This window comes from Halopseudomonas pertucinogena (assembly GCF_014646575.1).
In the GTDB taxonomy this organism is placed as follows: Bacteria; Pseudomonadota; Gammaproteobacteria; order Pseudomonadales; family Pseudomonadaceae; genus Halopseudomonas; species Halopseudomonas pertucinogena.
The window spans coordinates 248,734-260,518 of record NZ_BMNN01000002.1 but is presented as its reverse complement, the minus strand read 5'-3'; the positions used below and the strand labels follow the sequence as shown (position 1 = coordinate 260,518).

11 protein-coding genes are annotated in these 11,785 nt (G+C 64.6%); all 11 read left to right on the top strand.

The window, feature by feature from the left end:
- The first annotated feature begins 10 nt into the window (after positions 1 to 10).
- The 11 genes from IEW63_RS06345 (at position 11) to IEW63_RS06295 (ending at position 11,751) form a co-directional block, all read left to right on the top strand.
- Entirely contained in the window at positions 11 to 2,104 is a 2,094-nt protein-coding gene (locus IEW63_RS06345) for a chemotaxis protein CheA (RefSeq protein ID WP_188635768.1), read from the top strand.
- A 9-nt stretch (positions 2,105 to 2,113) separates the two neighbouring features.
- Positions 2,114 to 3,226 (top strand): protein-glutamate methylesterase/protein-glutamine glutaminase, encoded by a 1,113-nt coding sequence (locus IEW63_RS06340; RefSeq protein WP_188635767.1) that lies wholly within the window; start codon positions 2,114 to 2,116, stop codon positions 3,224 to 3,226.
- A complete protein-coding gene (locus IEW63_RS06335) occupies positions 3,226 to 3,966 on the top strand; it encodes a flagellar motor protein (RefSeq protein WP_188635766.1) in 741 nt (246 codons plus the stop codon). The genes IEW63_RS06340 and IEW63_RS06335 overlap by 1 nt, the downstream gene beginning before the upstream one ends.
- A 3-nt stretch (positions 3,967 to 3,969) precedes the next feature.
- Entirely contained in the window at positions 3,970 to 4,803 is an 834-nt protein-coding gene (gene motD / locus IEW63_RS06330; RefSeq protein ID WP_188635765.1) for a flagellar motor protein MotD, read from the top strand.
- A 53-nt stretch (positions 4,804 to 4,856) separates the two neighbouring features.
- Complete coding sequence (locus IEW63_RS06325) at positions 4,857 to 5,651, top strand: ParA family protein (RefSeq protein WP_188635764.1); 795 nt, start codon at positions 4,857 to 4,859, stop codon at positions 5,649 to 5,651.
- A 74-nt stretch (positions 5,652 to 5,725) separates the two neighbouring features.
- A complete protein-coding gene (locus tag IEW63_RS06320; RefSeq protein ID WP_188635763.1) occupies positions 5,726 to 6,388 on the top strand; it encodes a CheW domain-containing protein in 663 nt (220 codons plus the stop codon).
- A 63-nt stretch (positions 6,389 to 6,451) separates the two neighbouring features.
- Positions 6,452 to 6,931 carry a chemotaxis protein CheW gene (locus tag IEW63_RS06315; protein WP_188635762.1) on the top strand — a complete coding sequence of 160 codons (480 nt, stop codon included), beginning with the start codon at positions 6,452 to 6,454 and terminating at the stop codon, positions 6,929 to 6,931.
- Between the two features lie 5 nt (positions 6,932 to 6,936).
- Complete coding sequence (locus IEW63_RS06310) at positions 6,937 to 7,335, top strand: DUF2802 domain-containing protein (RefSeq protein WP_188635761.1); 399 nt, start codon at positions 6,937 to 6,939, stop codon at positions 7,333 to 7,335.
- Between the two features lie 216 nt (positions 7,336 to 7,551).
- Positions 7,552 to 8,331, top strand: coding sequence for a dienelactone hydrolase family protein (locus IEW63_RS06305; protein WP_188635760.1), 780 nt, complete (start codon positions 7,552 to 7,554; stop codon positions 8,329 to 8,331).
- A gap of 162 nt (positions 8,332 to 8,493) precedes the next feature.
- Positions 8,494 to 9,885 carry a hypothetical protein gene (locus IEW63_RS06300; protein WP_188635759.1) on the top strand — a complete coding sequence of 464 codons (1,392 nt, stop codon included), beginning with the start codon at positions 8,494 to 8,496 and terminating at the stop codon, positions 9,883 to 9,885.
- 66 nt (positions 9,886 to 9,951) lie between these two features.
- On the top strand, positions 9,952 to 11,751 hold the full coding sequence (locus tag IEW63_RS06295) for an ABCB family ABC transporter ATP-binding protein/permease (protein ID WP_229710367.1): 1,800 nt from the start codon (positions 9,952 to 9,954) through the stop codon (positions 11,749 to 11,751).
- Positions 11,752 to 11,785: the final 34 nt, after the last annotated feature.

Sequence of the window (11,785 nt, the reverse complement as noted above, 5' to 3'; positions counted from 1 at the left end):
GGAGTGGCAAATGAGCTTTGAAGCGGATGAAGAAATTCTTCAGGATTTCCTGGTCGAGGCCGGGGAAATACTGGAGTTGCTGTCGGAACAGCTGGTAGATCTGGAAAACCGTCCCAGCGATGCCGACCTGCTCAATGCCATTTTCCGTGGCTTCCACACGGTCAAGGGCGGGGCGGGGTTTCTTCAGCTCGATCCGCTGGTTGCCTGCTGTCACATTGCCGAAAACGTCTTCGACATCCTGCGCAAGGGCGAGCGTCAGGTCGATGCCGAGCTGATGGACGTGGTCCTCCAGGCGCTGGACAGCATCAATGGCATGTTCGCCCAGGTGCGCGAGGGCGAACAGCCTACCCCCGCCGATCCGCAGTTGCTCGAAGCCCTCGCAGCGCTCGCCGAGCCCGCCGCAGATGCCGCACCGGCCGCTGAGAGCGCTCCCGTTATCGATACGGTACAAGCGCCGGCAGAGAGCGACTCGGAACCCGGCGATATTACCGATGACGAGTTCGAGCTGCTGCTCGAGGCGTTGCATGTGCTGCCCGAGCAGGACCAGGGCGACGGGCAGGATGACGATGCGGCGTCTTCCTCCGACGAGATAACCGATGATGAATTCGAAGCCCTGCTGGACCAGCTCCACGGCACCGGCAAGGGCCCCGGGGCGGCGCCCGCTGCTGTACCGGAGAGCGCCAGCGGCGATGACGACCTGATCACCGACGACGAGTTCGAGTCGCTGCTCGACGAACTGCATGGAGCCGGCAAGGCCCCGGGCGTCGGCGATGCGCCGGTGGCGGCACCACCCGCCGCCGCTGCGCCTGCCACTCCGCCTGCACCGGTACCGGCCCGCGAAGCGGCTGCCGAGGCACCCTCTGCTGCCGCCCCGGTCGAGAAGAAGCCGGCGCGCGTCGAGCGCAAGACCGAGGCCGGCGGTGAGCCTGTTGCCGCGGAGACCACCGTGCGGGTCGATACCGCACGGCTGGACGAGATCATGAACATGGTCGGCGAGCTGGTGCTGGTGCGCAACCGCCTGACCCGCCTGGGCCTCAGCACCGAAGACGAGGAGCTGGCCAAGGCCGTGGCCAACCTGGACATGGTCACCGCCGACCTGCAGGCCTCGGTGATGAAGACCCGCATGCAGCCGATCAAGAAGGTCTTCGGCCGATTCCCGCGGGTGGTGCGTGACCTGTCGCGCAGCCTGAAGAAGGAGATCACCCTCGAGCTGATCGGCGAGGACACCGATCTGGACAAGAACCTGGTCGAGGCGCTGGCCGACCCGCTGGTGCACCTGGTGCGCAATGCGGTGGACCACGGTATCGAGACGCCCGACGAGCGCGAGGCCGCCGGCAAGCCGCGCAGCGGCAGCATGGTGCTGGCTGCCCGTCAGGAGGGCGACCATATCCTGCTGACCATCACCGATGACGGCAAGGGCATGGATGCCGAAGTGCTGCGCGCCAAGGCCGTGGAGAAGGGCATGATGGACCGGGACGCCGCCGAGCGGCTCAGCGAATCCGAATGCTTCAACCTGATCCTGGCCCCCGGCTTCTCGACCAAGACCGAGGTATCGGATGTCTCCGGCCGCGGCGTCGGCATGGACGTGGTCCGCACCCGCATCAGTCAGCTCAACGGCACCATCGGCATCGAGTCGACCAAGGGTGTCGGCACCCGCATCGCCATCAAGGTGCCGCTGACCCTGGCCATCATGCCGACGCTGATGGTCATGCTCGGCGATCAGGCCTTTGCCCTGCCGCTGGTCAACGTCAACGAGATCTACAACCTGGACCTGTCACGCACCAACGTGGTGGATGGTCAGGAAGTCATTCTGGTACGGGACAAGGCGCTGCCGCTGTTCTGGCTCAAGCGCTGGCTGGTGCCGTCCCAGGCCGGGGCGATCGACCGGGCCTCCGCCAGTGTGGTCATCGTGTCGGTCGGCACCCAGCGCGTCGGCTTTGTCGTCGACCAGCTGGTCGGCCAGGAAGAGGTGGTCATCAAGCCGCTGGGCAGCATGCTGCAGGGCACCGCCGGCATGGCCGGTGCGACCATCACCGGGGACGGGCGCATCGCGCTCATTCTGGACATCCCCGGGTTACTCAGGCGCTACGCTCGGCGTGGTTAGGAGAACCAGTTGATCAAGGTGTTGGTGGTAGATGACTCCGGATTCTTTCGCCGTCGGGTGGCTGAAATCCTCTCCGGGGACCCGCAGATCAAGGTGGTAGGCACCGCGACCAACGGCAGGGAAGCGGTGGAGCAGACGCTCGCCCTGCAGCCTGATGTCATCACCATGGACTACGAGATGCCGGTCATGGATGGCATCACCGCGGTGCGTCAGATCATGCAGCGCCAGCCGACACCGGTGCTGATGTTCTCGTCGCTGACCTATGAAGGCGCCCGGGTGAGTCTGGATGCGCTGGACGCCGGCGCCGCGGACTACCTGCCGAAGAACTTCGAGGACATCTCGCGCAATCCGGACAAGGTCCGCCAGCTGCTGTGTGAGCGGGTGCATGCGCTGGCGCGCAGCAACCGCCGCTCGCTGGGTCTGAGCCAGGCCGTCGCAGTGCCGACCCCAGCGCCGGCCCCCGCCGTGCCGCCGGCGCAGGGCAGAGTGGCCACCCCACAGCCGGACCCCGCTCCGGCCAGTGCGGAGCCGCCGGCACGGCGCAGCGCGCCGCCGCGCAAGCGCGGCTGCAAGCTGGTTGCCATCGGTACGTCCACCGGCGGACCGGTGGCCCTGCAACGCATCCTGACCCGTCTGCCGGCCAGTTTTCCGGCGCCCTTGCTGCTCATCCAGCATATGCCCGGCGCCTTCACCACCGCCTTCGCCGAGCGACTCGACAAGCTCTGCCAGATCAGCGTGCGAGAAGCCCGGGACGGGGACCAGCTGCGCCCAGGACTGGCGCTGCTGGCCCCGGGCGGCAAGCAGATGATGGTCGACGGCCGTGGCGCCGTGCGCATCCTGCCCGGCGATGAGCGGCTGAATTACAAACCCAGTGTCGACGTCACCTTCGGCTCCGCCGCCCGCGCATTCCAGGACAAGGTGCTGGCCATCGTGCTCACCGGCATGGGCGCGGACGGCCGGGAAGGCGCGCGCATGCTCAAGCAGGCTGGCAGTACCGTCTGGGCCCAGGACGAGGCCAGCTGCGTGATCTATGGCATGCCCATGGCGGTGGTCAAGGCCAATCTTGCCGACGGTGTCTACGACCTCGACGAGATTGCCCGCTATCTGACGGAGCTGGGTTGATGGATATCCTCAGCATCATCGGCATGCTGCTGGCGGTGGTGGCCATCATCGGTGGCAACTATCTGGAGGGCGGGCACATTCAGGCGCTGATGAATGGCCCCGCCGCGCTGATCGTCATCGGCGGCACCCTGGGCGCGGCCTTCATTCAGACACCGCTGCCGATCTTCAAGCGCGCGCTGGGCATGTTCGGCTGGGTATTCCGCTCGCCGAAGGTGCCCCTGAACGAAGGCATCGGCCAGGTCGTCAACTGGAGCAACACCGCCCGCAAGGACGGACTGCTGGGGCTGGAAGCGGTTGCCGAGATGGAGCCGGACCTGTTCGCCCGCAAGGGGCTGCAGCTGCTGGCCGATGGCTGCGAGGCCGATACCCTGCGCAGCATCCTTGAAGTCGAGCTGATCAACCGGGAGAACCGGGATCTGCGGGCTGCACGGGTCTACGAGAGCATGGGCGGCTATTCGCCCACCATCGGCATCATCGGCGCGGTGATGGGGCTGATCCATGTCATGGGCAATCTGGCCGATCCGTCCATGCTCGGCAGCGGCATCGCGGTGGCCTTCGTCGCCACCATCTATGGTGTTGCCCTGGCCAACCTGTTCCTGCTGCCGGTCGCGGCCAAGCTCAAATCGGTGGTGCAGGAGCAGTCCCGGTATCAGGAAATGCTGGTGGAGGGGCTGCTGTCCATTGCCGAGGGGGAAAATCCCCGGTCCATCGAAATGAAGCTTGAAGGCTTCCTGGATTAGCGCATGCGTCGCCTTCGGGAAGAGGAACAGGCAGACAATGAACGCTGGATGGTGTCCTACGCGGACTTCATCACCCTGCTGTTCGCGTTTTTCGTGGTCATGTATTCCATCTCCTCGGTCAATGAAGGCAAGTACAAGGTGCTCACCGAGTCGTTGATGGGCGCCTTCAGTCAGAACCCCCGGACCATCGACCCCATCCAGCTGGGCGAGGCCATTCCGCGCACCACGGTCGCACAGCCGCCCGAGGCGCTGCAGGCGGCCAGCAGCAGCGGCTCCGCTCAGGGTGAAGGTGAAACGCAGGATCCGCTGGAGAGCATTGCCGAGGCCATGCAGGCCGCCTTCGGCGATCTGATCAGCGTCGGTGACCTGCGGGTGCATGCCAACGAACTGTGGATAGAGATCGAGCTCAGCTCCGGGCTGCTGTTCCCCAGCGGAGATGCGCTGCCGCTGGACGGTGCCTTTGACCTGATCGACCGGATTGCCGCGATCCTGGCGCCCTATGACAACCCGATCCATGTGGAAGGATTCACCGACAACCTGCCGATCCGCTCGCGGGTCTACCCCACCAACTGGGAGCTGTCCGCCGCCCGCGCCGCCACCGTGGTGCGCATGCTCAGCGGCGGAGGCATCGACGCAGGTCGATTGGCAGCGGTTGGCTATGGAGAACATCGGCCGGTGGCCGATAACAGTACGGCAGAGGGTCGCCGCGCCAACCGCCGCGTCGTGCTGCTGGTGTCGCGCTACACCGACAATCGTCACCAGCCCGCCTCCCAGGAAAGCCTGCCGAGCATGCGCCAGGCCCGCGCGGAGGCGGCGGAGAGCGCCGGACCGGGCTGATGCCCGCCACGGGGTGCAGCGGAGGTCGTCGAAACAGTTTCAGGAGCAGTGCAATGAGAGTCTGGGCAGTAGCCAATCAGAAGGGCGGAGTGGGCAAGACCACGACCGCGGTAGCGCTTGCCGGTCTGCTTGCTGACCAGGGCAAGCGTGTGCTGGTGGTGGATCTTGACCCCCATGGCTCGATGACCAGCTACTTCGGCCATGACCCGGACCGGCTGACCAGCAGCGTGTTCAACCTGTTCCAGCACAAGGGGCAGGTGCCGGCAGGACTGGCCGCCGCGTTGCTGCTGGAGACCTCCCACGAGCAGATCAGCCTGCTGCCGTCCAGCACCTCGCTGGCCACCCTCGAACGCCAGTCCGCCGCCCAGGGCGGATTCGGGCTGGTCATCTCCAGGGCGCTTGAGCAACTGGAGAGCCGGTTCGACTTCGCCATCATCGACAGCCCGCCGCTGCTCGGCGTGTCCATGATCAACGCGCTGGCCGCCTGCGAGCAGCTGGTGGTGCCGGTGCAGACCGAATTCCTCGCGCTCAAGGGGCTGGAGCGGATGGTGCATACACTGACCATGGTCAATCGCTCGCGCAAGCGGGCGCTGCCGTTCACCATCGTGCCGACCCTGTTCGACCGGCGCACTCAGGCGTCCCTCAGTACGCTGCGCAAGCTGCGCAACGATTACAGCGAGCAGCTGTGGCAGGCCTACATCCCGATCGACACCAAGCTGCGTGATGCCAGCCTTGCCGGGGTGGTGCCTTCGCGGCTGGAGGCCAACTCCCGTGGGGTGCTGGCCTACCGGGCGCTGCTGCGCTACCTGCTGGTGCAGAGTCTGTCCCGGGGCCGGGAAGTAGCCTGATCCGACTGTGGCCCTAATGCCCGCCCGCCGGCGGCCGATACACTGAAAGCGAACCAACGAATACAGGACGATCGATGAGCGATTCACTGCCCGTACAGCACTTCGTGCCCGAGCAGACCATCCAGTGCTATCTGGATGCGTTGCTGCAGGATGCAGCCGCCGAGCTGGCGCTGGCCGAGAGCGTAGCCGCAGCGCCGGAGCCGGTCTCCGCGCCCGCGCCGGAACGGGAACCGGTCGCCGTCGAGGTGCCGGCTGCGGCGCTGCAGCCACCGTCCGAACCGCCGGCGGTGGAGCAGCCGGGCTGGCGCAGCGCGCCCTTCGAAGCCCTGCTGTTCGACGTCGGTGGGCTGACGCTGGCGGTGCCGCTGGTGTCCCTGGGGTCGATCCACCGCCTGGACGGGGCCATCACCCCGCTGTTCGGTCAGCCGGACTGGTTTCTCGGCCTGCTGCCCACCGAGCGTGGCAACCTCAAGGTGCTGGATACCGCCCGCTGGGTCATGCCCGAGCGGTACCAGCCGGCACTGCGCGATACCATCAGCTTCGTCATCTCGGTACAGGGGCATGACTGGGGCATGGCGGTGCATGGTGTCAGCGAGTCGATCCGCCTGCGTCCGGAACAGGTCAAATGGCGCTCGGGGCAGGGCAGACGGCCCTGGCTTGCCGGCACCGTGATCGAACACATGTGCGCGCTGCTGGATGTCGAAGCCCTTGCGGCGATGATCAAGCGCGGGCGTTGAGCGTACTGGTAAAGATGCTGACGCCCGTTTAGGATGCAACAACACCATCTGGAATGAGACAGGATGAAGAACAACACTGCGCAGAGTACCGATGATCCCATCTTGCAATGGGTGACCTTCCGTCTGGATAACGAGACCTACGGCATCAATGTGATGCAGGTGCAGGAAGTGCTGCGGCACACGGATATCGCCCCGGTACCCGGTGCGCCCGTCTATGTGCTGGGTATCATCAACCTGCGCGGCAACGTGGTGACGGTCATCGACACCCGCCAGCGCTTCGGCCTGCCATCGGCAGAGGTCACCGAGCAGACCCGCATCGTGATCATCGAGGCGGACCGCCAGGTGGTCGGCATCCTGGTCGACAGCGTCGCCGAGGTGGTCTACCTGCGCCAGTCCGAAATCGAAACCGCTCCCAACGTCGGCACCGATGAATCCGCCAAGTTCATTCAGGGCGTGTGCAACAAGAATGACGAGCTGCTGATTCTGGTCGATCTGGAAAAGATGATGACCGACGATGAGTGGGCCGAGCTGCAGGACATCTGACGCCCATGGATGAACGCTCGCTGCTGCTGATGCTGGGGCTGTTTCTGGGGGTGCTGGTAGCCGCCCAGATCGGCGCGCTGATGGCCCAGCGGCGAGTGGCCATGCAGCAGATAACAATGCAGGAGCGGCTCGACGGGCGTATCGACAAGCTGTCGCAGAAGCTCGCCGAGTATCAGCAGAGCAATATCCGCATGGGTGAGGAGGTGCTGGCCCTGCGCGAAAAGCTCAACCAGCTGGAGAACAAGCAGCAGCGCTTGGAACAGCAGGACGTCCAGACCATGCCCTACAACCAGGCCAGCCGTCTGGTCAGCATGGGCGCCAGCCTCGATGACCTCATGCAGGCCTGCGGTCTGAGCCGCAGCGAAGCCGAACTCATGCTCAAACTGCACGGCAACAAGGGCTGATCCGGGCCCGACCCGCACCGTGCCCGCCGCCATCGCCCCGAGGTCGGGGCTCCTACAGAAAAATCATCCCACGCCCCGTACTGGTAGGAGCGGCGACCTCGCCGCGATTGGCGCGCAACGCGCGCCATGCCACCAACGTCTATCCCGCCGCCCCTTCGCGTCCGTTGCCCATGGTCTATCCTTCTCACTTGCATTCTCGCCACAGGGAGCAAGCGGATGAACAGACTTTTCACAGCGCTGGCGATGGTCGCCTGCGCCGGACTGGTACAGGCAGACATGATCACGAAACAGGTGGATTACCAGATCGACGGTGAGCCCTTTCAGGGGGCTCTGGTCTTCGACGACGCGATCAGCGAACCACGGCCGGGCCTGCTCATGGTCCCCAACTGGATGGGCGTGACCGACAACGCGGCGAAGAAGGCCTCACGCGTCGCTGGCAGTGACTATGTGGTGTTCGTCGCCGACATGTACGGCAGCGACATACGCCCCGCCGACGCAAAGGAAGCCGGCGCCGCTGCCGGGCTGGTCAAGGGCGACCGCGCTCTGATGCGCCAGCGGGCCAATGCTGCCCTTGAGGTCTTCCGGCGTGAAGCAGCGGGGCTGATCGACACCAGCCGCCTTGGCGCCGTCGGCTTCTGTTTCGGTGGCACCTCGGTGCTGGAACTGGCCCGTTCAGGCACCCAACTGGCCGGCGTGGTCTCGTTCCACGGCAATCTCGATACGCCCGATACGAGCGCCGCAAGGGCCATCCGTTCGCCGATCCTGGTGCTGCACGGCGCCGAAGATCCCTATGTCCCGCCGGAAGAGGTGGCAGCCTTCGAGAACGAGATGCGTGGTGGCAATGTGTCGGACTGGCAACTGGTCAGCTACGGCAACGCCGTGCACTCCTTTACCGACCCCACTGCCAACATACCCGGACAGGCGCAGTATGACGAGCAGGTGGCCGAACGGGCGTTCGGGGAGATGAGAAGGTTCTTCCAGAAGCACATGGACTAGGCGCAACAGGTCATTTCAGTGGCTTGGCCAGCCCCCTCGTACCGGCTCGCCAGAATGGGTGATATTCAGGGAATGTATATGAGGTGAGGCGGCTGGCGCGCCATCGGGCCACGGTTGATACTCTCGCGAATACCAACAACAAAGAGATCAAAGGAGATGACCATGTCGAGACCGGAACTGCCAGGCTGGCGCTGGGGACCCTTTACCTTCCGCCTGCCGTTCTATCACACGCGATTGTATTGGCCGGAACTGCTGCAGGGCATCTTCATTGCCGCTGCCACCGGCCTGTCGCTGATCCCGTTGATGACCATGTTCTTCGGTCTGACGTTCGAGGAAGCGGTTGCGGCCTCGATGATTCACTCCATTCTTCTCAGCACCGCGCTGATCATATTCGGCGAGCCCTACGCGCCCGGCTGGCTGACGCCAGCGCTGCCGCTGGTTCTGGCGTTCGCCATCGGTGCGGGGGATGACCCCACCCTGCGTCTGCAGGCAATGGCGGCGCTGTCGCTGGACTTTGCCCTGCTGCTCTTCGTTCTGGGTGTCACCGGGCTGGGTCGGAAGTTCATCGTCTGGCTGCCGGAAACCCTGAAGGCCGGGATCATTCTCGGGGCCGCGCTGGCCGCGCTCAAGCGTGTCTTCATCGATGATGCCGAGCGCTTCCTGCTGCAGCAGCCGATTGCCACCGGGCTGGCCTGCGCTGTCTGTCTGATCTTTGCCTTCTCCCTGCCCATGCAGCGCTGGCGGGAGAAATACCGCTGGGTCGCGCTGATCGCCGCGCTGGGGTTGCTGCCGGGCTTTCTGGTTGCGGCCATCGTCGGTCCGATGGTCGGCGAGGTCAGCTATGACATCCAGTGGGGCATTCTGGTGCCGCCTGTGGCGGACATGTGGGCCAAGATGTCGCCCTTCGCCATCGGCTTTCCCAGTATCGGCATGATGGTCGAGGCCATGCCGCTGGCGCTGATCACCTACATCATCCTGTTCGGTGATCTGGTGACCGGCAACGAGATGATCCTCGACGGGCAGAAAAGCCGTCCTGACGACCACATCGAGATCAACCCGACCCGGTCACACGTATCCCTGGCAATTCGCAACGGGCTGATGGGGCTCATCGCACCTTTCTTCCCCACCCAGGGTGCGATGTGGACCGGTGTGCATGTGATCATCGTGCAGCGCTGGAAGCAGGGCCGGGAGGCCATGGACAGCCTGCACAGCGGTCTGATCTCCTATTACGGCATGGGCATTCCTGTCCTGTTCTTCATCCTGCCGTTGCTGACCGGGCTGCAGCCGCTGCTGGGCATCGCCCTGTCGCTGACCCTGGTGCTGACCGGCTTCGCCTGTGCCTACATCGCAATGGCCATTCCCACCAGCAACGCTTCCCGCGGCGCGGTGCTGATGATCGGGGCGGGGCTGGCGTTCTTCGAACCCTGGGTGGGGCTGGTGTTCGGTGTTGTCACCACGCTGCTGCTGGTGGGTTGGGACACCGCGCCGCGGCCCGCCAGCGATGAGGCCAAGGTCATAGAGCCGGTGGCGGGCGGCCTGCAAGGCGAGAGGTGAGCGCGCGTCCAATGCCCCCCGGATGCTAGACTGCCGGCTCGGCTGAATGGCATTTCGAGGTAATGAGTGCGCCCAAGAAGTGATAACTCCTATGCGGGTGGTCCGGTCAACTGGCGGATCATCCGCAGTCTGCTGCCTTATCTGAGCGAATTCCCTGGCCGGGTGATGCTGGCCATGGCCTGTCTGATCCTGGCCAAGGTCGCCGGTGTGGCGGTGCCCTGGGCGCTCAAGCTGATTGTCGAGCACTTCGAGAACGCTACCGACGCGCTGGTGCTGGTGCCTGTGGCGCTGCTGGTCGGTTACGGGCTGCTGCGCTTTGCCACCGTGTTCTTCTCCGAGCTGCGTGACGCGGTGTTCGCCCGGGTCGCCGAGCGCGCCATGCGGCGCATCTCGTTGAAGGTGTTCGAACACCTGCATCGGCTGGATCTGGGATTTCATCTTTCCCGGCGCACAGGTGGCCTGGCCCGGGATATCGAGCGCGGCACCAGCGGCATCAGCTTTCTGCTGCGCTTCATGGTGTTCAACATTATCCCGACCCTGCTGGAAATCGCGCTGATCGCGGGGATCCTGCTGATCAACTTCAGCCCGATGTACGCTCTTGCGGTACTGGGTTCGGTGGTGCTCTACGGCCTGTTCACCATCAGTTTCACCGAGTGGCGCAACCGCTTCGTGCGCGAGACCAACAAACTCGACAACCGCTCAAATACCCGAGCCGTGGACAGCCTGCTGAACTACGAAACGGTCAAGTACTTCGGCAACGAGCAGTTCGAGGCCCGCCAGTACGATGAGCATCTGGAGGGCTGGGAATCGGCGCGGATGAAGAGTCGGCTGTCACTGGCCGCGCTGAATTCGGGTCAGGCCTTGATCATTGCCGGCTCGGTGACACTGCTGATGGTCATGGCCGCCAATCAGGTCGCCAGTGGCGCCATGACCCTGGGCGAGCTGGTGATGATCAATGCCTACATGATCCAGCTGTTTATCCCACTCAACTTCCTCGGCTTCATCTACCGCGAGATCCGCGAGGCGCTTATCAACATCGAGCGGCTGTTCGGCCTGCTGGACGCGCCGGTAAAGGTGCGCGACCTGCCGGCAGCGCCGGAACTCGAGGTCAGCGGAGGCAGCGTCAGCTTCGACGATGTGGCCTTTGCCTATCAGGCGGATCGACCGATCCTGCATGGGGTCAGCTTCACCATCCCGGCGGGGCATACGCTGGCGGTGGTAGGTGCCAGCGGCGCTGGCAAGTCTACCCTGGCGCGTTTGCTGTTCCGCTTCTATGACGTGGATGGCGGCAGCATCAGTATCGACGGGCAGGACATCCGCAGCGTCAGCCAGGAAAGCCTGCGCCAGCACATCGGTGTTGTGCCGCAGGATACCGTGCTGTTCAACGATACCATCGGCTTCAATATCGCCTATGGTCGACCCGGCGCCAGCGAAGAGGAGATCTGGCAGGCGTTGCGCATGGCCCAGCTGGAAGACTTCGTCCGGCGTCTGCCGCAGGGGTTGGATACCCAGGTAGGCGAGCGCGGGCTGAAGCTCTCCGGCGGCGAGAAGCAGCGCATAGCCATCGCCCGGGTACTGCTGAAGAACCCGCCGGTGCTCATCCTCGACGAAGCCACCGCCTCCCTGGATACCCACTCGGAACGGCGAATCCTCGATGCCCTCAACCTCGTATCCGCTCGCCGCACCACCCTGGCCATTGCCCATCGCCTGTCCACCATCGTTCACGCGGAACAGATTCTGGTGCTGGACCATGGCCGGATCGTGGAGCAGGGCAGCCACCAGCAGCTCCTTGCGGCCAACGGCGCCTATGCCCGGCTATGGACCGAGCAACAGCGTGCAAGCGATATGGACAGTCCGCTGCCATAAAAAAACCGCCGTAAGGTACGGCGGTTTTTGGTGG

Excerpts from the sequence above, each read along its gene's own strand:
- IEW63_RS06315 (WP_188635762.1), top strand. The coding sequence starts at position 6,452 with ATGAAGAACAACACTGCGCAGAGTACCGATGATCCCATCTTGCAATGG.
- IEW63_RS06310 (WP_188635761.1), top strand. The coding sequence starts at position 6,937 with ATGGATGAACGCTCGCTGCTGCTGATGCTGGGGCTGTTTCTGGGGGTG.
- IEW63_RS06320 (WP_188635763.1), top strand. The coding sequence starts at position 5,726 with ATGAGCGATTCACTGCCCGTACAGCACTTCGTGCCCGAGCAGACCATC.
- IEW63_RS06345 (WP_188635768.1), top strand. The coding sequence starts at position 11 with ATGAGCTTTGAAGCGGATGAAGAAATTCTTCAGGATTTCCTGGTCGAG.
- motD (WP_188635765.1), top strand. The coding sequence starts at position 3,970 with ATGCGTCGCCTTCGGGAAGAGGAACAGGCAGACAATGAACGCTGGATG.
- IEW63_RS06305 (WP_188635760.1), top strand. The coding sequence starts at position 7,552 with ATGAACAGACTTTTCACAGCGCTGGCGATGGTCGCCTGCGCCGGACTG.
- IEW63_RS06335 (WP_188635766.1), top strand. The coding sequence starts at position 3,226 with ATGGATATCCTCAGCATCATCGGCATGCTGCTGGCGGTGGTGGCCATC.
- IEW63_RS06325 (WP_188635764.1), top strand. The coding sequence starts at position 4,857 with ATGAGAGTCTGGGCAGTAGCCAATCAGAAGGGCGGAGTGGGCAAGACC.
- IEW63_RS06300 (WP_188635759.1), top strand. The coding sequence starts at position 8,494 with ATGTCGAGACCGGAACTGCCAGGCTGGCGCTGGGGACCCTTTACCTTC.